The organism is Alteromonas sp. HB246098 (genome assembly GCF_054890645.1).
The window spans coordinates 85,199-105,719 of the sequence record NZ_JBTZUG010000010.1; the positions used below are offsets into that span (position 1 = coordinate 85,199).

The 20,521-nt window shown below is 44.6% G+C and carries 20 protein-coding genes; 2 read left to right on the forward strand and 18 right to left on the reverse strand.

Annotation, left to right across the window (positions count from 1 at the left end):
• Positions 1-24 precede the first annotated feature (24 nt).
• From rutD to rutA, 4 genes are all read right to left on the reverse strand, one after another.
• A complete protein-coding gene (gene rutD / locus ACYTPF_RS17800) occupies positions 25-873 on the reverse strand; it encodes a pyrimidine utilization protein D (RefSeq protein WP_461853145.1) in 849 nt (282 codons plus the stop codon).
• 58 nt (positions 874-931) lie between these two features.
• Entirely contained in the window at positions 932-1,315 is a 384-nt protein-coding gene (gene rutC / locus ACYTPF_RS17805) for a pyrimidine utilization protein C (protein WP_159120466.1), read from the reverse strand.
• Between the two features lie 201 nt (positions 1,316-1,516).
• Positions 1,517-2,248, reverse strand: coding sequence for a pyrimidine utilization protein B (gene rutB / locus ACYTPF_RS17810; RefSeq protein ID WP_461853146.1), 732 nt, complete (start codon positions 2,246-2,248; stop codon positions 1,517-1,519).
• Positions 2,248-3,336 carry a pyrimidine utilization protein A gene (rutA, locus tag ACYTPF_RS17815; protein ID WP_136783790.1) on the reverse strand — a complete coding sequence of 363 codons (1,089 nt, stop codon included), beginning with the start codon at positions 3,334-3,336 and terminating at the stop codon, positions 2,248-2,250. The genes rutB and rutA overlap by 1 nt, the downstream gene beginning before the upstream one ends.
• A 309-nt stretch (positions 3,337-3,645) precedes the next feature.
• On the opposite strand from rutA, the gene rutR reads away from it, so the two are divergent.
• Positions 3,646-4,317 (forward strand): HTH-type transcriptional regulator RutR, encoded by a 672-nt coding sequence (gene rutR, locus ACYTPF_RS17820; protein ID WP_461853147.1) that lies wholly within the window; start codon positions 3,646-3,648, stop codon positions 4,315-4,317.
• 85 nt (positions 4,318-4,402) lie between these two features.
• Positions 4,403-4,621, forward strand: coding sequence for a VF530 family protein (locus ACYTPF_RS17825; protein WP_179984633.1), 219 nt, complete (start codon positions 4,403-4,405; stop codon positions 4,619-4,621).
• 39 nt (positions 4,622-4,660) lie between these two features.
• Here the strand turns inward: ACYTPF_RS17825 and ACYTPF_RS17830 are convergent, their stop codons facing one another.
• The 14 genes from ACYTPF_RS17830 to fabV all read right to left on the reverse strand — a co-directional run bounded on the left by ACYTPF_RS17830 (position 4,661) and on the right by fabV (position 20,433).
• A complete protein-coding gene (locus ACYTPF_RS17830; protein WP_461853148.1) occupies positions 4,661-5,551 on the reverse strand; it encodes an MBL fold metallo-hydrolase in 891 nt (296 codons plus the stop codon).
• 63 nt (positions 5,552-5,614) lie between these two features.
• Complete coding sequence (locus tag ACYTPF_RS17835; RefSeq protein ID WP_179984635.1) at positions 5,615-5,863, reverse strand: DUF1653 domain-containing protein; 249 nt, start codon at positions 5,861-5,863, stop codon at positions 5,615-5,617.
• Positions 5,864-5,950: 87 nt separating this feature from the next.
• Positions 5,951-6,148 carry a hypothetical protein gene (locus ACYTPF_RS17840; protein ID WP_461853149.1) on the reverse strand — a complete coding sequence of 66 codons (198 nt, stop codon included), beginning with the start codon at positions 6,146-6,148 and terminating at the stop codon, positions 5,951-5,953.
• Between the two features lie 144 nt (positions 6,149-6,292).
• On the reverse strand, positions 6,293-7,366 hold the full coding sequence (gene dinB / locus ACYTPF_RS17845) for a DNA polymerase IV (protein ID WP_461853150.1): 1,074 nt from the start codon (positions 7,364-7,366) through the stop codon (positions 6,293-6,295).
• A gap of 277 nt (positions 7,367-7,643) precedes the next feature.
• A complete protein-coding gene (locus ACYTPF_RS17850) occupies positions 7,644-11,228 on the reverse strand; it encodes an FG-GAP repeat domain-containing protein (protein ID WP_461853151.1) in 3,585 nt (1,194 codons plus the stop codon).
• Positions 11,229-11,536: 308 nt separating this feature from the next.
• Positions 11,537-11,770, reverse strand: coding sequence for a (Na+)-NQR maturation NqrM (gene nqrM / locus ACYTPF_RS17855; protein WP_014950791.1), 234 nt, complete (start codon positions 11,768-11,770; stop codon positions 11,537-11,539).
• 9 nt (positions 11,771-11,779) lie between these two features.
• Entirely contained in the window at positions 11,780-12,805 is a 1,026-nt protein-coding gene (locus ACYTPF_RS17860) for an FAD:protein FMN transferase (protein ID WP_461853152.1), read from the reverse strand.
• 131 nt (positions 12,806-12,936) lie between these two features.
• Positions 12,937-14,169 (reverse strand): NADH:ubiquinone reductase (Na(+)-transporting) subunit F, encoded by a 1,233-nt coding sequence (nqrF, locus tag ACYTPF_RS17865; RefSeq protein WP_179984639.1) that lies wholly within the window; start codon positions 14,167-14,169, stop codon positions 12,937-12,939.
• A 20-nt stretch (positions 14,170-14,189) separates the two neighbouring features.
• Positions 14,190-14,798: an NADH:ubiquinone reductase (Na(+)-transporting) subunit E gene (nqrE, locus tag ACYTPF_RS17870; protein WP_015068138.1), complete on the reverse strand. Its 609-nt coding sequence runs from the start codon at positions 14,796-14,798 to the stop codon at positions 14,190-14,192.
• A 3-nt stretch (positions 14,799-14,801) separates the two neighbouring features.
• Entirely contained in the window at positions 14,802-15,434 is a 633-nt protein-coding gene (locus ACYTPF_RS17875) for an NADH:ubiquinone reductase (Na(+)-transporting) subunit D (protein ID WP_015068139.1), read from the reverse strand.
• Between the two features lie 10 nt (positions 15,435-15,444).
• Positions 15,445-16,209, reverse strand: a complete 765-nt coding sequence (locus ACYTPF_RS17880) for a Na(+)-translocating NADH-quinone reductase subunit C (protein WP_461853153.1) — start codon at positions 16,207-16,209, stop codon at positions 15,445-15,447.
• On the reverse strand, positions 16,199-17,401 hold the full coding sequence (locus tag ACYTPF_RS17885; protein ID WP_015068141.1) for an NADH:ubiquinone reductase (Na(+)-transporting) subunit B: 1,203 nt from the start codon (positions 17,399-17,401) through the stop codon (positions 16,199-16,201). The genes ACYTPF_RS17880 and ACYTPF_RS17885 overlap by 11 nt, the downstream gene beginning before the upstream one ends.
• A 3-nt stretch (positions 17,402-17,404) precedes the next feature.
• Complete coding sequence (locus tag ACYTPF_RS17890; protein WP_461853154.1) at positions 17,405-18,745, reverse strand: Na(+)-translocating NADH-quinone reductase subunit A; 1,341 nt, start codon at positions 18,743-18,745, stop codon at positions 17,405-17,407.
• Positions 18,746-19,254: 509 nt separating this feature from the next.
• Complete coding sequence (fabV, locus tag ACYTPF_RS17895) at positions 19,255-20,433, reverse strand: enoyl-ACP reductase FabV (protein WP_461853155.1); 1,179 nt, start codon at positions 20,431-20,433, stop codon at positions 19,255-19,257.
• Positions 20,434-20,521: the final 88 nt, after the last annotated feature.

Genomic DNA, 20,521 nt, shown 5'->3' on the forward strand with positions numbered 1-20,521 from the left:
CCATCTAGGTATTGGGTTAGGCGTTTAAGCTATACGCGCTAAGTATTCCAATACCAATTTATTAAAGTCCTCAGGCGCCGTAATACTCGATGCATGACCGCCATATTCCATTACCGATAGCTCTGCGTTAGGCATGGCATCAACTAATAGTTTTGAGCGCTGCCATGGAACCAAGGTGTCGTCTTTATTTGCCAGCGCTAATGTTGGTGTAGTGATATTTGCTAGCTTGTCATCGATATCGAACGCGCTAAGAGCGCCGATACGAGCTAGCAAGTTATCTACATCGGGAAAATGGTTGAGTAAATGTGCCTCTTCATCGTCTAAGTGCTGTGCATTAGCCGCTATCCAATCTGGTGGAAATAGCAGCAACGCCTGCAGTTGTAGGTACATGTCTTTTCTATCCGCAGCGAGTAAGGCTTTACGTATATCAAAGCAGCGCCGGGTGTGCGGATTAGGGCTACTCCATGCATTTACTAGCACTAGGCTTTGCAGTAGGTTGGGCTGAGTTAAACCGAGTTCTAAGCCCACCAAGCCGCCTAATGCATGACCAACAAAATGGCATTGCTGTACTTCCAGTTTTTTCAGCAGTGCAGCCAGTTCATTGGCCATATCAGAAATACTGTAGTTCGCTGGCAAGTCACCCACACTTTTGTTGGTTCCGAGTTGGTCGTAAGTGATCACTCGGTAGCTTTGGGTAAAGTCAGCCAGTTGAGGCTGCCAAAACTTAGCAGCCCCGCCTAGCCCTGAACTAAACACAACCGTTGGTGCGTCGGGCGACGTAAGACCGTGTATTTCGTAATGTGTTTTACCGCACATTTCGCCATGCATTTCGACGCTCGTGTGGGCGTAGCTTGCCTGCGTATCAGAAGGCATATAGCTCACCCACATAAAACCAATGAGCACAATTAATGGGAAGTCCTAACATAGCTGCTTACCCAATGTGTGCTGTAGAGGCAATTTCAATTAAGGCTTCAGGCTTTACCAACCCAACTTTAATGCAGTAGCGAGCAGGCTTTTCGCCTGGGAAGTATTCGGCGTACACCTTGTTTACCGCGGCGTAGTCGTCCCAATCGGTAATAAAAATTGAGTTGAAAGTGACGTCATCCATAGTGCCACCCGCCTCTTCAATAACGCTTTTGATGGTTTCTAAAACGTGTCGAGTTTGTGCTTCAGCGTCACCTACATGCACCACATCATTATTTTCATCAAACGGCAAAGTGCCTGACACATATAAAATATTGTCAGCCATAGAGCCTGGAACAAAAGGGGCTATTGGCGTTGAAGTACCTGCTGGAATAATGGCTTTCTTTGGCATAATTACATTCCTCATTCTTTGTGCTATTCAGACAGTGCTTTTAGTACTGCTTTAGCTAATTTTTTATAAAGGCAGCGCTACTTGTTGCCCTTTATTTTTTCGATTATCGGATTCTCGCTTTTAAGCTTTCTTTCCCATTTTTTAATAGCTGCTATGGGTTTACGTTTTATGTGCTGCGAGCTCACGACTTGGCTTTTAAAATTAAGAAGGTTTAAACACCTCACAAAATTGCGCCGTGGTAGACACCCAACCGAAAAACGTTTGAATATTAAAAAGAGACGCTTCATGAATATCTGGCGGGCCAGCTTGATAGGCAGCGTCAGCAAGCACGACACCAAAATATTCCAGATGAAAGCCATCGCGCAGCGTCGACTCTACACACACGTTAGTGGCAATGCCTGTAAACACTAAGTTGCGAATACCGCGGGCTCGCAGCATGCTGTCTAGATTGGTGTTATAAAAACCGCTGTAACGGGTTTTAGGGATAACGATATCGTCGGCTTGAGGCTTTAATGCGTCTACGAGTGCATAGTCCCAAGTGCCTTTGGCAAGCAAACTGCCCTTAAGCTCAGGCTGTTTGCGCATAGTTTTAAGGGCGTTAGACTTATACCAGTTAGGTGAGCCAGGGCCGCCGGCTTCTTTATAATCCGCGTCCCACCCATTTTGTAAGAACACCACCGGCATGCCTGCGGCGCGAGCGGTATCAAGCACCTTAACGGTATTTTCAATAACCGGCGCAGTAGTAGAGACATCAAACCCCGCTTTGTCTAAATAACCGTTTTTACTGGCATAAGCGTTCTGCAAATCCACAACTATCACGGCGGTTTCAGCTGGGTTTAGGGTTAAGGGCTCTGGTTTGGCAGGCAGCACTGGCTGCCCTGTTTGGCGTGCTTGAAAGCACCCTGACACTTCAAATACTTCACCGGCAGACATTAGGCTGCTCCCGATGTTTCAAGTAGATGCTGACGGGACTTCATTAACGGCTGAATTTTAGTCCCGAAGTCATCCATACCTTTAAGGAAATCATCAAAAGTTAGCAATACACCTTCGCAGCCTGGAACCGTCGCGATTTCATCTAGCATAGAAGCGACTGATTCATAAGAGCCAACAAGGGTACCCATATTCAGGTTTACCGCTGAGGTTGGGTTGGTCATATCGCGAATGTTGGTGTCTTTGCCAGACTTTTTGTCAGCCGCGCCCTGCGTTGCCATCCAATCTAACGCTGACTGATCTTTACCCTCTTTATAGCTTTCCCATTTAGCCATAGCTGCTTCGTCGGTTTCATCAGCAATGACCATGATAAGCACCGCGGAGCCTACGCTACGACCGTGCTTTTCAGCGGCTTCGGTCAAGCGCGCAGCGGTAGGCGCAAATGCGGTAGGTGTATTCACACCTTTACCAAAACAGAAGTTATAGTCGGCGTGACGGGCCGAGAAATCCATGCCCGCGGCACTTTGGCCAGCACAAATAAGCGGTATTTTACGCTGTGGTTTAGGTAGCATGCGGCAGTCATCCATTTGGAAATGCTCGCCTTTAAAATCACTTTTCCCTGTTTCCCACAGCTCTTTCACAACTTTGATGTATTCATCTAAATATTCGTAGCGGTTACCGAAAAACTCATCGCCCGGCCACATGCCCATTTGAGAATATTCAGGGCGTTGCCAGCCAGTCACCAGGTTGACCCCAAAACGACCGTTAGAAATAGAATCGATAGTAGTCGCCATGCGCGCCATGATCGCAGGCGGTAAGACTAACGTGGCAGCTGTAGCATACAGCTGTATTTTTGAAGTAACAGCTGCAAGACCAGCCATCAACGTAAACGACTCTAAGTTGTAGTCCCAAAATTCTGTTTCACCGCCAAAACCACGCAACTTGATCATAGAAAGTGCGAAGTCCATATCGTACTTTTCTGCCTTCATTACAATCTCTTTGTTGAGATCGAACGATGGTTTGAACTGAGGCGAATTTTTAGAAATTAACCAGCCGTTGTTACCAATCGGAATAAATACACCTATATCCATGTTGTTCCCTCTGCTTGTCTGCGTTTTAAGCGGTTTACCCCGCTTTTTTTAAGGTTGCCGAATTCAAAACATTGAAGTGGCGGTATACATAGTGAACAGCATAAAGCAGGCCAATTTATTTATTTATTAATTTTCAACAGCTTACATAATACATAAATTGAAATTAGACCCGTTGGTTCAATTTGGAACATCCAGTCCAGTGCAACTGAACTTAATTGGTGCATATTTGTGCAAATGGGTTTATAGGTTAGAAAACTGCGCGTAAACTATGCGCCAGATTGCACAAATCCGGTTAAGAAGAATTGAGTAGTGAGTAAATCTGAAGACCAAGTAAATACAAAAACAGCAAGAGCTTTTAGCCCTACTACCCAGAAACGAAGAGAAAAGGCGCTATTAGAAAAGCGCACCCGCATTATGGATGCTGCGCTATCACTATTTGCAAAAAACGGCGTGAGCGGTACTACGGTAGAGCAAGTATCGGAATTAGCGAATGTCTCAAAGAGTAACTTACTGTATTACTTTAAAAGTAAAGACGGCCTTTACCTATCGGTTATCACTCACCTATTAGATGTGTGGCTAACGCCTCTGCAAAGCTTTTCAGCAGAACAAGCGCCCATAGAAACCCTAAGCGACTACATTAAAGTAAAACTTGAAATGTCGAGAGACAACCCCGCTGAATCTAAGCTTTTTTGTATGGAAGTGGTACAAGGTGCACCGCTTTTAATAAAGGAATTAGAAACGCCGCTTAAAACATTGCTAGACGCAAAAAGCGCCGTCATTAATGAGTGGATTGAGGCCGGAAAGCTTAAATCTGTCGACCCCATACATTTAATTTTTAGCATTTGGGCCATTACGCAGCACTACGCCGATTTCAGCGTTCAGATTAAAGCGGTCACGGGTAAAGATTTAAGCGATCCCGACTTCTTCGATAGCACGCTTAGCAACATTCAGCACATTATTTTAGATGGGCTAAAGCCTTAAAGACGAATGGGGTCAGAGTAATGACTCTGACCCCATTGTTTGTGATAAACTAAAACATAGAGTACATGCAAATTAGCGGCACATTATGGACCAACAACCGAACAATCCACTACACGGCTTAACGCTTGAAAAAATTGTGACACAACTTCATGAGCGCTACGGCTGGGACGGGTTGTATTACCGTATAAGAGTGAACTGCTTTAACAACGACCCTTCGATTAAATCGTCTCTTAAGTTTCTTAGAAAGACCCAGTGGGCGCGAGACAAAGTAGAACAGCTCTATATTCAAACGTTTAGTAATTAAAATAGTGTAGCGTTTTACACTGACCCCATTATTTGTGGCCTAAGCGTCGTTGTAGAGTGTAGCTATCCACTTTTCTTCAGTAATAAAGTTCCAGCTCCAGTCGGCCCACTTTTCATCTAAGCCCATCGCTTTAACCTCGTCAAGGGTTTTACCGTCTTGCTTGAGCGTCTTAACATAGTTGAAAGTTTCGCTGATCATAGCTAAAAACGCGGAGTACTCTTGCTTGTTACTAATATCGCCGTGGCCTGGAATGATAACCGTCTTGTCATTTATTTTCGCTAGCAACTGCTCTACCGATTCCATGTAGCCTTCCACATTGCCACCTGCACCTTGGTCGATGTAAGGAAAACGACCATTGAAGAATAAGTCGCCCGTGTGCATGACGTTGGGTTGCTCAAACCACACTACGCTATCGCCGTCGGTGTGGCCTACTGCTAAATGCATTACATGAAGGGTCTCACCATTAAAGTAAATTCTAATTCCATCTTCATAGGTAATGGTTGGCAGGGCTTCGGGTTTTATCTTCTCGTCGTTAGCTAGCCGAACGCGCACATTTTCATGGGCAAGAATGGTGGCACCTTTGTGGCTGTGAAAAAACGCATTAGAGCCTGTGTGATCGCCGTGATAATGCGTGTTTATCACATATTTAGGCTTATCACTGCCTAGCTCACCAAGCTGTGCCGCTATTTTTTCAGCCAGTGGCGCAAATTGGTCGTCGATGATAAGAACACCGTCTTCCCCAGCTGATACACCAATATTTCCACCTGCACCTGTAAGCATGTGCACAGAGCCTTTTATCGCTGTGGCTTTAACTTCGACATCGGCGAACCTGTCTTGTGCATTTACGGGGTGAATCGCTGAATAAATTAAAGGGCTTGCAGCTAAGAACGCAGCCATAATATGGGCGCTAGAACGAGGTGCAGTTTTCATTATTATTTCCTTGTAAGAAGCCTGTTTAAATAAGACCTTTTACACTATGACCTAATTTCACAATTAGATCATTTTTTCGTCATTAGGGATATCACCCACATAAGCAAAACGAGGGAGTGTCTCTCCGTCTTTTTCCACTGACTCTAAAAACATATCCAGAGGGCGAACCCATAACGCTTTTTCACCATAGCACGGCCGATAAACCACTAATTTGCTTTCGTCTTCTGAATGGGTCGCCACTTCGTATACATCGTATAAATTGCCTTTGTAATGCTTGTAACGACCGGGGGTTTTAAGGTTTGTATCTATCATGATGCCTCAAAGTTGATTACTGTTAGTCTTCATATGCCCAGTATACTTCGTGTTGACCGTGTAATGTAGACTTCGAATGTTGGCGACTTACTTCAGCTCTTTAGAATGCCTAGCTGATTTCAGAGCATACTTCAAAGGCAGTAGCCCACCACCGACCAACACAATTATTCTCAAAGCCTTATTTTCTACAAATAATTGAGGGTTGAAGAAGCAAGCAATCACTACAGCACTTGCTAAAATAGTAAAGGCAATATCGCCCCAAAAAGAAATTTTTCTAATCTGCATTTTCCGTCCCTGTTTCTCGCTGTAACCTTTGTACTCTAAAAAAACATGTTAGAACACTAAAATCTGAAACTTGCCTAACCAATACACTCTAGAATACATAGGGCGCTTACAGTGCACGACTTACGTTATAAAAAGTACTGGCGATTAGTAGCCTTCAAAAGGCAAAACCAGCTGTTGTGTTGATTGGTCAGCAGCGAGGCCTATATGCACGCCAACAAGACGAATGCCACGCCCTGTTGCTCGCTCAAAAGCTTCCTGCATTAATGTACGAAAATAAGCTTCATCTAGCGTGGCGCAACGATGTTCAACCGTAGTTAGCTGAAAGTCATTAAACTTAAGCTTTACGCCTTGTGTACGAATACGCACAGGCTTGCCCGTCCGCTTCTTATGGTTTTCCATGCGCTCCTGAAGCTTTTCAAACAGATGGGGCAGAAAGTCGATACATTGATCGATAGTGTGTATATCTTCGCTTAGCGTGCGCTCTACCCCTATAGACTTGCGCTCTCGAGATACTGACAACTCTCGCTCATCGATGCCATGAGCCCGTTCCCAAAGCACACTACCAAATTTACCCAACTCTTTTTGGATGCGTTCGAAAGGATACTTACGAACGTCATTGCAGGTATTAAGCCCCATGCGCTGCAGCTTTTGCATGGTAACTTTGCCTACGCCTGGAATTTTCTTTAGCGGCATTTCGCGTACAAACTCATCAAGTTTGTCGGGCGTGATCACACAAATACCGTCAGGCTTGTTTTCATCGCTGGCTACTTTTGCCACGAATTTGCAGGGCGCGACCCCTGCTGAAGCGGTAAGACCTAACTCGCTTTCAATACGAGTACGTATTTCTTCAGCTATTAACGTAGCGCTGCCACCACAAAACTCACTGTTAGTAACGTCCAGATAGGCTTCATCTAACGATAGGGGTTCAATAAGGTCGGTATAGTCTGCAAAAATCTTACGTATTTTTTGCGACTCAGCGGCATACACCTCCATTCGGCCTTTCACTAAAGTAAGATTGGGACATAGTTTTAACGCATACGCGGTAGCCATAGCTGAGCGCACACCAAATTTGCGGGCGGGATAGTTACAGGTAGAGATAACACCGCGACGGTCGGCACTGCCGCCAATAGCAATGGGAATATTGCGCAAAGCTGGGTTGTCGCGCATTTCAACTGCGGCGTAAAAACAATCCATGTCGACGTGGATAATTTTTCGCATTACCTGCCTTTGCTCTTAACGTGCTCACACGAAACTGTACAAAAAGACAGTATATTATCAATAGCGCTTAATTACACTACCTCGTTTTGATTATTAACGAGATTGATTGGTCCCCACTCTTTTACATGAATGGCTCAAGTTGAAACGAGTGTTTTTTTACAGAACGTTGCCAGAATTGAAGTACTAAACAAAAAGCGGCGACACACCAACATTGATGTGTCGCCGCTCAATTATGTAAACGCCAAAACAAGTATCAAAATTGTCCCAGCAGTTTTACTTAATTCACTCGGCCTAACCAGTACATTACACGAGATGTTGCCATCATCACTTCTAGGCTCCCCTCAGCAGATTTTCTCGCGTGTAAAGAGTGGCTGCGGGCCGGACCAATCAACGCAGGGCTTTTCCAAATACTGATGCCTTCAACCGTCATTTCGCTGAGTTCAGAAGCACTGTAGTAACTCCAATCATCGTCATGCGCCGTTGTCACAAGAAGTGTTTGTTCAGTAGCGGTTACTGGATTAGCTACCATGTCTACAATAACCTTACTCACCGAAACGTCTGATGTCTTAGTCAAACTAGTGTCAGTTACATCAAATATAACCAGTGATTGGTTCTGGTTGTTATAACAGGCCAGTTCAGCGGCAGCGTCACTATCAGCGTTAATAAAGGCAAGGCGCGCGCAAGAAATATCGGCGCTTGCCTGAATAGAGAAACCTGATGTTGTTGGCTTGAGTAATTGCGTTATGTTGTCGCCTTGAGAAAGCGCCACATACACATTGCCATTCATCGCGACAATATCAAAATCACGGAAATATTGAGGCATGGTGTAAGTGGCCAACATAACTTGATTGTTCACATCGACCGCTTTTAGTGTGCGACCATCAACATACACTGCATCATCGAAACCATCGTTATTGAAGTCGAATGCCTTAATAACTGAAACGTCGTTCGAATAATCGCCTGTAATCTCGTATTGAATAGAGAAATCATTTAATCGCATTGCGGCGAAGGCGCCATCATAGGTTTCTGCACTAGGTAGGAATAAATCACCAGCACCGTCATTGTTGTAATCGGTAGTTACAGCAATACTAGAGTTATCCCAGTTAGATGAAATCTCTTCACTAGTAATGTAATTCCCTGAGTTCTCCATTAGTAAGACCTTGGAGCCGTCATAACCGCTCCCCGTACTCGGCACGAAGAAAACAGCACGTTCGTCACCAGGATACAAATCTGCCCACCCAGCCGCGTTAAAGCTGTCTAGTTGATGTGTGGTTGCCGTCGTTTTTATTGTTGCAGAAGTGGCTGTGACATCTGCCGTTACGAGTAAATCTTCACCAGAAGAAGTAGTGCCAGTGCCCCATAACAGTTCGTTAAGGCCATCATTGTCGGCATCGCCAAGGGTCAGCGAGGTTGAACCGTGATCAACCATATCAACGCTAAATACTGAAGTGAGCGTATTATTAGACAGCTTCATGGCGTGGACGTTGCCCCATTGGCAGTCCCCTACAAGCAATACAGGATTACTATCGTCAGTCAGTTTTCCTGCGCTAATGTCGCAAGTATTAAAATTCTCAACGCTCGTAATTTGAGACTTGTCTTGTGCTGAGTATACATAGATGTAAGACAAACTGTCAGCGCCTACAATTTCATCAATACCGTCGCCATTTATATCGGCGACGGCAATGTGATGACTACCAAATCCTGAGTTCAAAAACCACTGGTTTTCACCAGTATCAAGGTCATAAACCAAACCAGAGTTGGTAACCAGTTCTAACTGAGCGTCGGAATCTACATTACCCAGAGCAATTTCATAGGTATTTTCAGCGGTAAACGTAAATAAAGGTGATTCTGGCGAATTAAGATCTACCACCACAATATCATTGGCATCACCGTAATCACGTGATGAATATAGGTAGGCCAATTCATCGTCACCATCATTGTCTATGTCTCCTAGAACAGCACTATGTATGAAATTGTCGGTAGTAAAAAGCGTTGTGGCCGCTTCGTCAATATCGGTAACGATAGATACGCCGTGTTCAGATATCACTAAAATATCGGGGTAATCGTCGTTATCAAAATCGGTACTGAGAACTTGTTTTACTGTTTCACCGTGCTCGATTTGGTAGGGGTACATCCAAGTTTGGTTGTAGCTGCCATTTTGATAAGACAGTAAAAACACGCGATTTGCAGAATCGGTAGAGAGCACTTCATTGTCGCCGTCGTGGTCGAAATCACCCACTACCATTGAATTGTTCATCTTAGGCACTTCAATACCCGAGCGAGCTAACTCTTGAACCTCATTATTAGTCACTGAGACATCAGTTTTGACTACTTCAGCACCTTCTTCGCCAGTTGAAAAACCAAATTCGTAAAGTTGGGTTTTAAACAACTGATTACTCGGCGCTTGCCATGAAATCAATCCATTTTCGTTAATGGTAGCGCCTGCAGGCGCTGACACTAAGGTAGGAGCACCTTGATTGTCACCAAGATCAGGGTCAGACACAATTGCTCTGAATTCGATATATTCTCCAGGAGACACTGACTCTGGTAAATTCTCAAAAGCTACTTGTGCTGGTGCATCCGACAGAGTAATTGAAGTGCGATCTGACTCTACAGTGTTAGCGCTATCAGAGACGACCATAGACACTTCTACTACATCGTTAAATACAGCGCGGTAGGCTGGAAAGGTATCTCCAGTAACGTCTTCTACTAAAACACCGTTGAGATACCAGCGAAAACTGACCGTTAAATCTTCGTAGACTGTATCGCTATCATTATAATAGCCAGGGCTAACAGTAATGGGTGTCGTCGTGTCTACTGAGTCCCAGGTATAAAAATCAGGTGCATAGACAGTGGGTGGCATGGACATGTCTGCAATAGCGACAAGTGATCTGTCTGCAAGGTTACCACTAATTAAATCATGGCCATCGATTATAAATGTACCTAGGTCGTAGGTACCGTCGTTATCTGTATCTTCTAAATAACGAATAGTGCTTTGTTCGAAAAGTAAGGTTGCAGTTTTATCACCCGCTACTACTACTTCGCCATCGTACATGTATGGCCATAAATATTCAGGGGCCTCTGCTTCGACAGCTAGTTTACCTTTAGAGCCAACATAGAAGTCTAATTCAGCATGGTTAAGGCTTTCATTGGGCGAATCAGATATGTTGTAATTCCCCGTTAATTTATATTGCTCTGCGCCAATAGTGAACGCGACATGTTGACTGGTATCTACGTAATAGCTACTGTTAGTTTCGTTGAAGCCCTCATCGATTGAGACGACGCCTGACAGCGTGTGAGGTACACCTTCGATAGTCCATGTCAGACTGTCGAAATACATACTGTATTTCGCAGCGCTATCTGACACGCTTTCAATGGCAATAGCCGTCGACCCAGAAATAGCAACGCCATTGCTATACAACCAACAGTTTTGGTAATTCATGGCTATGGTACCTGTAAGGGTACTGGACAACTTACCGTCATAAGCAACACTACCGCCTTGATCACAGGCATAGGTTTTTTTAATTGCGCCGCCGTTCACGTCTTCAGAAAAATCCTGTTCTGCCAGTTCTGGTACTGTCATTGCGGAATCATTAAATAATAAATTGAAGGCTTGTTGGACCAGCTCTATATCTACTTCCGCATTATCTGTTTCGCCTTGGTATTGTGCATTTGCAATTGCCTTGGCTGCAGTGTTGAGGCGTGATGGGGTGTAGTCTTTCGCGTTTAAGATGATGGATGATGACGAAACCGGAGTGGAGCCTCCGTTATCCGACACATCAGAGTCTGAACCTCCGCCTCCACATGCGGCTAGGGATAATGCGATTATACTGAAGGTCCCGAGGCGTACACTGCGTGTCATAACTCTTCCTTGATGTTTTATTATTGGTATTGGTATTTTATGAGACGTAAATTTAACCTAAATACAAATGTGGAGCAACGAAATATGAGTTGAGCGAAACAAAGCTACAAAATATAAACGCCGGTTCATGGGTTGTTTGTAAAGATAACGTTCCCTTTAACTGTTTCGCCCATGAAGCATCCCCGACAAGTTACATTTATTTAGCTGTTCAGACTCAGTGTTGAATGTCCATCTAACAGATACAAAAAAGCGCTGTCGATGAGTATCAAACAGCGCTTGTATAACTTAAGCCAACGAGAGACTAAGCATTACAAAATTTGGTTTTGCTTCCACTCGTTTAGTTTTTTCTGGCGGGCTTCTTCTTTTTCCATACGTGACTTTTTACGATCGCAAGGTTCTGGACAGTCACAGGCCTTTTCAATACCTAGTGCGCCTAAGCCACCGCAGCTTCCAGAAATTGATTTTTTCTGAAAAAGGTAGCCAACGGCCATAGCTAGCACCATTGTTAGAAAGAAACCAAAAGCAAGAATGAATGTAGACATAGCTACCCCCTAATTATGAACTGTCACCAGTTTATCAAATTCTGGCGACGCATACTCTTCAAATCCGTCATCTGTGCGACGAATGAGGAATACAGCGAGTTGTTCTTGCTCAGCAACCGCTATTGCTTGTTCCCATCCCATCACATTAAATGCCGTAGCTAAACCATCTGACGTCATAGATGAGGGGTGAACAACGGTTACCGATACCAAATTATGCGAAATCGGTTTACCGGTAGTCGGGTCGATTAGATGCGAATAACGAACGCCATCTTCTTCGTAATAGTTGCGGTAGTCACCCGATGTAGCAACCGCGTTTTCACCTATTGAGACAACTTTTTGAACTGCACGTTCAGTAGTGACCGGCTTTTCAATAGCAATAAGCCATTCACTTCCGTCGCCTCGCTCGCCTTTTACGCGCATTTCACCGCCTATTTCCACAAGGTAGTTTTCAATGTTGTGCTTTTCAAGGATCTCTGCCACTTCATCAACGCCAAAACCTTTTGCAATAGTCGACAAGTCGACATAAAGCATTGGGTGACTTTTCTTTAATCCTGTAGGCGTGGTTGACAGCTTCTTGTAACCCACATATTCGCGAATATCGTCGATGTCTGTCTGACTTGGTACTTTTTCAGGGCGTTTAGTTGGGCCAAACCCCCACAAATTAACCAATGGACCAACGGTAACATCAAGTACTCCACCACTAAGGTTAGCCAAGCGTAATGCCTCGTTAACTACGGTTAGCGTATCTGGTGATACGGCGAAGTTGTCGGTGTAGCGATATTGATTGAACCTTGATAGCTCTGACGTTGGGTCGTAAGTAGACATCATCTTGTTAACCTCAACAAGACGGGCATCTATTTCAGCTTGTAAGCCTTCTACCGGTGTCTCCGCTACAAGGTACTTAACGTTATAGGTTGTGCCCATTGTCTGCCCTTGCAGATGTACTACAGGCGTTTTTTCGTCGCTACAGCTTGCGAGAAGTAGAATACCTACCGCAACAAAGGCGAGAAAAATTCGAATAGCAAATCGAATCACGATCTTGTCCTTAGCTAATATGCACAAATTGAAATTATGTACATTATGCGTTTTGCTTCAACGAAAAAGGGGCTTACGCCCCTTTTAATATGCTTAATAACTTTTAAGCGAGTAGCTCTTAAATTAAACGCCTAGCCACCGAAGTCATCTAGCATGATGTTTTCGTCCTCAACACCCAAATCTTTAAGCATGTTGATTACGGCCGCGTTCATCATAGGTGGTCCACACATGTAGAACTCACAGTCTTCTGGTGCAGGGTGATCTTTCAAATAGTTCTCTAGAAGAACTTGGTGAATAAACCCTGTGTAGCCTTCCCAGTTGTCCTCAGGCTGAGGATCTGAAAGTGCTACGTGCCACTCAAAGTTATCGTTTTCTGCTGCTAGTTCGTCGAAGTCTTCTGTATAGAACATTTCACGAAGTGAACGTGCACCGTACCAGAAGCTCATCTTACGCTTAGACTTAAGGCGACGAAGCTGATCGAAGATGTGTGAACGCATTGGGGCCATACCTGCACCACCACCTACGAATACCATTTCGTTTTCAGTTTCTTTCGCGAAGAATTCACCGAACGGACCAGAGATAGTCGCTTTGTCACCTTCTTTCAGGCTCCAAATGTACGATGACATTTTACCAGCAGGTAGGCTTAGGTTATTAGGTGGCGGCGTAGCGATACGCACGTTCAACATAATAATGCCTTCTTCTTCTGGGTAGTTCGCCATTGAGTACGCACGAATCGTTTCTTCGTCTACTTTAGACTCGATGTCGAAGAAGCCAAAACGCTCCCAGTCACCGCGATATTCTTCAGGAATGTCGAACTCTTTGTACTTAACGTGGTGAGCTGGCGCTTCAATCTGAATATAACCACCTGCACGGAAAGGTACGCTTTCACCGTTAGGAATTTTAAGCTTAAGTTCTTTGATGAAAGTTGCTTTGTTATCGTTAGAGATAACTTCACAATCCCATTTTTTAACACCAAATACTGACTCTTCCAGCTCAATTTCCATGTCTTGCTTAATAGCAACCTGACATGAAAGACGGCAGCCTTCGCGTGCTTCACCTTTAGTGATGTGGTCTAGCTCAGTTGGAAGAATTTCACCACCACCTGAGTGTACGTCTACACGACACTGACCACATGAGCCACCGCCACCACACGCAGAAGATACGAAGTATCCCGCATCAGCTAGAGCACCAAGTAGCTTACCACCTGGCTCTGTTTTGATTGCTTTGTCTGGGTCACCGTTGATAGTGATAGTAACATCACCGCTTGGTACCAATTTAGACTTGGCAAACATGATAATAAATACCAGCGCTAGAACGATGGCAATGAACATGCCTACGCCTAGATATATTTCTACATTATTCATTTATATGCTCCCGAGCTTTCTTACAGCTGAATACCAGTGAATGACTGGAAGCCTAGTGCCATTAGACCCGCGATCATAAATACAGAACCTAGACCACGAACACCATCTGGCATATCAGCATACTTAAGCTTTTCACGTACTGCCGCAAGCAACACAATTGCTATTGCCCAGCCAATACCACTTCCTACGCCGTAAACAACACTTTCGGTCAGGTTATATTCACGCTGTACTGCGAACGCTACACCACCGAAGATTGCACAGTTAACGGTAATAAGCGGAAGGAAGATACCTAGTGCGTTATAAAGCGCAGGGAAGAACTTATCTAAGCTCATCTCTAGGATCTGTACCAATGCCGCAATAACACCGATAAAGGTTAGGAAGTTAAGGAAGCTTAAGTCAGCTTCAGGGAAACCTGCCCATGCTAATGCGCCTGGAGCAAGAATGTTTACATAAATAATTTGGTTAACCGGAACCGAGATACCTAGTACCACGATAACAGCAACACCAAGACCCATAGCAGTTTTTACTTTCTTAGATACCGCAAGGAAGGTACACATACCTAAGAAAAGTGATAACGCCATGTTCTCAACGAAAATTGAGCGAACAAATAACGACAAATAATGTTCCATGACTTACTCCTTAGGCTCTACTTGCTCAGGACGGATAGTACGGATAACCCAAATCATACCGCCGATTAAGAAGAATGAGCTGAATGGTAGAATTAACAAACCATTACCTTGGTACCAGCCACCGTTTTGAACCAGTGGAAGGATTTCGAAACCTAAAATAGTACCGAAACCAAATAGCTCTTTAATTGTACCAATAACAATTAGAATGAAAGAGTAACCTAAGCCGTTACCAATACCATCAAGGAAGCTCATCAGAGGTGGGCTCTTCATGGCGTAAGCTTCAGCACGACCCATTACGATACAGTTAGTAATAATTAGACCAACGAATACCGACAGCTGCTTCGATATTTCATACGAATACGCTTTTAGGATTTGGTCAACAACAATTACCAACGACGCAATAATGGTCATCTGGATAATAATTCGAACGCTAGATGGAATCTGGTTACGAATAAGTGAAATAAACAAGTTTGAGAACGCTACAACGCTTGTAAGCGCTAGCGACATTACCAAGGCTGTTTCCAGCTTAGTGGTAATTGCCAGTGCTGAACAGATACCCAATACCTGTAGGGCGATCGGGTTGTTGTCCAGGATTGGCCCAAAGAGGGCCTTTTTCATTTCTTTAGTATCTGCCATGAGACTTCCCTTATGAACGCCATGCTTGGTTCTTCAGGAACTGGCCGAAGCCTTGCTCGCCTACCCAGTAACGAATGGTGTTTTCAACACCGTTACTAGTTAGGGTTGCACCTGAAAGCGCATCGATAGTGTAAGGATTGCTAGGGTTAGCATTTTTCACTACGCGAATAGCAACTTCGCCATTCTCGTAAAGCTCTTTGCCGTCCCATTTGTCCTGCCAAGCAGGGTTTTGCACTTCACCACCTAGTCCTGGCGTTTCTTTTTGCTGATAGTAAATAAGCTCGCGAACCGTTTGGCCGTCTGCATCTATCGCTAAGAATCCGTACATAAGATCCCAAAGACCGCTACCGTGTACAGGTAAGATGATACGAGATACATCACCTGCTTCGTCACGAACTAAGTAAACACTCGCCACGTTAGGGCGACGTTGAAAACCAACATTGCTGTTAGTTACCTTTGTGCTGTACTCAGTTTGCTTAGCAGCTTTATACATATCGTAATCTGGAGCAGGCGCCTCAACAAATGTGCCTTCTTCAAGATTTACGTAACGCTGCTCTACTCGCTCACTGTACGTGCTTTCGATAGCGTTGTTGCTCATGCCCATTTCGTAAAGGCCTGCAGCATTAAGAATGTTGCTCTTTTTATCAAGAGCCGCGTTTGTTTGCTGTAAAGAGCGAAGGCCAACAGCCGCGCCAGAAACAACAATTGAACAAACCAAACATACGGCAACTACTACACCGATAGTTTTGCCTAAAGATTCTTTCTTAGCCGACACGTGCTACCCTCCGCTTGATGTTGCTTTGTGCGACGAAATAGTCGAACAGTGGCGCCCACAAGTTAGCAAATAGAATTGCTAGCATTACACCTTCAGGGAAGGCTGGGTTAAGGACGCGGATTAGTACCGTCATGAAACCAATGAAGATACCGTAAGCCCACTTACCTTGGTTTGTGAACGACGCAGAAACTGGGTCTGTCGCCATAAAGAACATACCAAAAGCAAGACCACCAACAACAAAGTGCCAATGTGCAGGCATTGCAAACATAGGGTTAGTATCGCTGCCAATTAGGTTTAGTAGAGTTGCGAAGAAGGCAACACCTATCGCTACACCAGCAACAATGCGCCAGCTTGCTATACGCATGTACATGATGAACAAGCCACCAAGAATAATAGCAAGAGTAGATACTTCACCCGCAGAGCCCGCGATGGTACCGATAAAGCTATCCATCCACTGAGTCATATCAGCGTAGTCTAGGTTACCCCAAGCTGCTTGGCTAAGAGACGTTGCACCCGAATAACCGTCTGCTGCTACCCATACTTGGTCACCTGAGATTTGTGCAGGATAAGCAAAGTAAAGGAATGCACGACCAGACAGAGCTGGGTTAAGGAAGTTACGACCTGTACCACCGAATACTTCTTTAGCGATAACAACACCGAAGGTAATACCTAGTGCTACTTGCCATAGAGGGATAGTGGCTGGAAGTGTAAGTGCAAACAGTACTGACGTTACGAAGAAGCCTTCGTTAACTTCGTGCTTACGCACAGAAGCGAAAAGTACTTCCCAGAAACCACCAACAGCAAAAGTTACTGCATAAATAGGTAGCCAGAAACATGCACCGTAGAAAAATAGACCTAAAATGCCAGCATTTGTCAGATCACCACCTAATGCAGTGAAAAGACCCGCCTGCCATGTGTCAGGCAGCGTTCCCGCACCAGCAGCAATAGCTTCTTGCGCTTGGAAACCAATGTTATACATACCAAAGAACATAGCTGGGAATGTTGCCATCCATACCATGATCATGATGCGCTTAAGGTCAATGCTGTCACGCACGTGCGTGTTAGCTTTGTTTACTTTACCTGGCGTATAAAAGATGGTCGCTGCAGCTTCGTAAAGCGCGTACCATTTTTCATGCTTACCACCCGGCTCGAAATCCGGCTCAATTTTTTCTAAATACGCTTTTAAACCCATGACTTAACCCTCTTTCTCTATCGTGGTCAAACAGTCGCGTAAGATAGGAGCGTAGTTGTATTTGCCTGGGCATACATAAGTACACAGTGCCAAATCTTCTTCGTCCAACTCTAAGCAACCCAACGTCTGAGCACCGTCAGTATCACCAGAAATCAGGTCCCTAAGCAGAAGCGTAGGAATGATATCTAGGGGCATAACGCGTTCGTAATTACCAATTGGAACCATAGAGCGTTCTGAACCATTGGTAGTTGTTGTCATATCATATTTCTTGCTACCACTTAGATGACCTAAGTAAGCGCGTGTCACTGAGTGTTGGTTTGAACCAGGTAGGATCCAACCGAACAATTTCTTCTCGTGACCTTCTTTTAATAGTGAAACTTGGGTGTGGAAACGACCTAAGAAACCGTGTACGCCCATTGCAGTGGTACCGTTAAGTACAGAACCAGATACAACACGTACTTCACCGTCTACCTGCTCGTTTGCAGTTAGCTCGGTCACGTCTGCGCCAATTACAGTGCGCACTAGACGTGGGTTTGTTGCAGCAGGACCTGCAAGTGAGATAACACGACGGTTATCTAATTCACCCGTAGTTAGCAATGCACCAATCGCCATAACGTCTTGGTAATTGATGTGCCAAACCGTTTTGTTCATGCCGGCTGAATCAAGGAAGTGGATATGAGTACCCGGTAGGCCCGCAGGGTGAGGACCGCCAAACTCTTCAACATCAACTGCCGCATCGCCAGTAGCAACAGAAGCACCTGCCGCTTTACAAACGTAAGTTTTGCCACCACTCAATTGCGTTAGCGCTTTAAGACCATTTACAAAATCGTCTTGGCGCTCAGCAATAATCACAGCAGGATCTGCTGCAAGTGGATTAGTATCCATTGCTGTAACGAAAATTGAGTTTGGTACAGAGTCTAGCTGAGGCGATTTGCTGAATGGACGTGTGCGTAACGCTGTCCACATGCCTGACTCTACAAGGATTGACTGAAGCTGCTCACGTGTTGCGCTCGCGATCTGGTCAGCTGCAATTTTATCAAATGTTACGGCATCACTGCCGTTCACTTTGATAACTACAGACTGAAGAACACGTTTTGCACCACGGTTAACCTCTACCACTTCACCCGCAGCGGGAGCAGTGAATTTAACGCCAGGATTCTTTTTGTCTTCAAAAAGAACCTGACCTTTCTTCACTACATCGCCAACTTGGACGTGCATGGTAGGGCGCATACCCACATATTCTTCTCCCAGAATGGCAACGCGCGTTGCAGCAGATGCATCAGCAATCTCCTGCTTTGGCGCTCCCTCAATTGGGAGGTCGAGACCTTTCTTGATTTTTATCATATGTAATTGCACTACTCTAATAGAAATACCCTTTTGCATGACCGCAGAAAACCTGCCTGTCAGCATGCAAAAACGCACTATTAACAGGTGTTAAACACCTTTTTTGTTGATTGATGGAACTTGCTGCAATTGCTACGGTCAGCCTGTTATGAAGCCGTAACGCATAATTCCTTTAGCGGACGCTTTGTTCGCCCTTTCTATATAGACCACCAGCAGAAATTTACACTTATTATTATTGTTGTGTAGCTGCAATCGCCACTGCTGTTTTGGTAGAGGCAGAAAAGACCCCTACTTAATTTCGGGATTTTAGCATTAACCCATACGTTTGTGCCACGCTATTTCAAGATAAAGGCAAATTTTTCTACAATTTAATGTAAACCTTTGGTCTTATTCATTTACATTTTTTTCGCTAGCACCCTATATCGGCTTGTAATAATGCACAAAAAAGCCGTCAAATCAGACGGCTTTTGCACAAATAGCATTAAGTTAATTAATGGTAAGTTTAGATTTTACCAGTTAACCATTGGGTCAACTTCACTGTCGTAATCAACACTTGAAATGTCGAAACCGAACAGCTTTAAGAACTCATGGTTGTAACCTTTGTAGTCACTTAAGTCATGAAAGTTCTCTTGTGTCACTTGATCCCATAGCGCCTTAATTTTTGCCTGTGTTGCGTCGTTAGTTTCTTTGCCATCCATGCGATAGCGATTTGCTTCATCTAACGTTGGTGTATTGCCGAACAAGCATTGTGTGAACAAGCCATGAATCTGCTCAATACACCCTTCGTGGGTGCCTTCCTCTTTCATCACTTTATAAATAAGTGAAATATACAAGGGCATAACAGGAATGGCTGAGCTTGCCTGCGTTACCAGTGCTTTCAACGAGCTCACATTGGCTTGCACAAGCAAATCACTGTTTTTGCCGATAATGGCTGCAGCTGCGCGGTCTAGGTCTTCTTTTGCTTTGCCGATAGTCGCTTGACCGTAAATAGGCCATGTAAGCTCTTTACCTATGTAGGTATAGGCAGTGGTTTTGCAACCTTCTGCTAGCACATCAGCATCGCGTAGAAAGTCCATCCAACGTTCCCAATCTTCGCCACCCATCACTTTAATAGTGTTGAGGATCTCATCGTCATTAGCAGGCTCTAGCGATACTTCATGCACTTTGTCTTTATCAGTATCGTAGGTTTTCGTAGTGTACGCCTGCCCTACTGGCTTAAGCGTAGATTTATACGTTACGCCTGTTTCAGGGTCGGTTCTACGCGGAGATGCAAGGCTATAAATAACCAAATCTACCTTGCCCATTTCAGCTTTGATTTTTTCGATGGTTTCATTTTTGATTTCATCGGAAAACGCATCACCATTGATGGTGTCAGCATACAAGCCCTTTGCTTTGGCTTTTTCGTGGAATGCAGCGGTGTTGTACCAACCGGCAGTACCCGTTTTGCGTTCCGTTGGTGCTTTTTCAAAACACACACCCAAGGTTTTTGCGCCATAGCCAAACGCAGAAGTAATGCGTGATGCTAAGCCGTACCCCGTTGAGCTACCAATAACCAATACATTTTTAGGGCCTTCGCCTAAGTCGCCTTTTGCTTCTACATAAGCAATTTGTTCGTCAACCGCCGTTGCACAGCCAACAGGATGCGCGTTTGTGCAAATGAAGCCTCTCACTTTAGGCTTGATAACCATAATAATTTTCCTTATTTGAGCGTGGGGCTATTGTAATGCCGAAGTCACTGATAACAACTCGGAGCAGATGGGCCCCTGCTAACCTTTA

Excerpts from the sequence above, each read along its gene's own strand:
- ACYTPF_RS17840 (WP_461853149.1), bottom strand. The coding sequence starts at position 6,148 with ATGCAGATTAGAAAAATTTCTTTTTGGGGCGATATTGCCTTTACTATT.
- dinB (WP_461853150.1), bottom strand. The coding sequence starts at position 7,366 with ATGCGAAAAATTATCCACGTCGACATGGATTGTTTTTACGCCGCAGTT.
- ACYTPF_RS17850 (WP_461853151.1), bottom strand. The coding sequence starts at position 11,228 with ATGACACGCAGTGTACGCCTCGGGACCTTCAGTATAATCGCATTATCC.
- nqrM (WP_014950791.1), bottom strand. The coding sequence starts at position 11,770 with ATGTCTACATTCATTCTTGCTTTTGGTTTCTTTCTAACAATGGTGCTA.
- ACYTPF_RS17835 (WP_179984635.1), bottom strand. The coding sequence starts at position 5,863 with ATGATAGATACAAACCTTAAAACCCCCGGTCGTTACAAGCATTACAAA.
- nqrF (WP_179984639.1), bottom strand. The coding sequence starts at position 14,169 with ATGAATAATGTAGAAATATATCTAGGCGTAGGCATGTTCATTGCCATC.
- ACYTPF_RS17890 (WP_461853154.1), bottom strand. The coding sequence starts at position 18,745 with ATGATAAAAATCAAGAAAGGTCTCGACCTCCCAATTGAGGGAGCGCCA.
- nqrE (WP_015068138.1), bottom strand. The coding sequence starts at position 14,798 with ATGGAACATTATTTGTCGTTATTTGTTCGCTCAATTTTCGTTGAGAAC.
- ACYTPF_RS17885 (WP_015068141.1), bottom strand. The coding sequence starts at position 17,401 with ATGGGTTTAAAAGCGTATTTAGAAAAAATTGAGCCGGATTTCGAGCCG.
- rutB (WP_461853146.1), bottom strand. The coding sequence starts at position 2,248 with ATGTCTGCCGGTGAAGTATTTGAAGTGTCAGGGTGCTTTCAAGCACGC.
- rutA (WP_136783790.1), bottom strand. The coding sequence starts at position 3,336 with ATGGATATAGGTGTATTTATTCCGATTGGTAACAACGGCTGGTTAATT.
- rutD (WP_461853145.1), bottom strand. The coding sequence starts at position 873 with ATGCCTTCTGATACGCAGGCAAGCTACGCCCACACGAGCGTCGAAATG.
- fabV (WP_461853155.1), bottom strand. The coding sequence starts at position 20,433 with ATGGTTATCAAGCCTAAAGTGAGAGGCTTCATTTGCACAAACGCGCAT.
- ACYTPF_RS17825 (WP_179984633.1), top strand. The coding sequence starts at position 4,403 with ATGGACCAACAACCGAACAATCCACTACACGGCTTAACGCTTGAAAAA.
- rutC (WP_159120466.1), bottom strand. The coding sequence starts at position 1,315 with ATGCCAAAGAAAGCCATTATTCCAGCAGGTACTTCAACGCCAATAGCC.
- ACYTPF_RS17875 (WP_015068139.1), bottom strand. The coding sequence starts at position 15,434 with ATGGCAGATACTAAAGAAATGAAAAAGGCCCTCTTTGGGCCAATCCTG.
- ACYTPF_RS17830 (WP_461853148.1), bottom strand. The coding sequence starts at position 5,551 with ATGAAAACTGCACCTCGTTCTAGCGCCCATATTATGGCTGCGTTCTTA.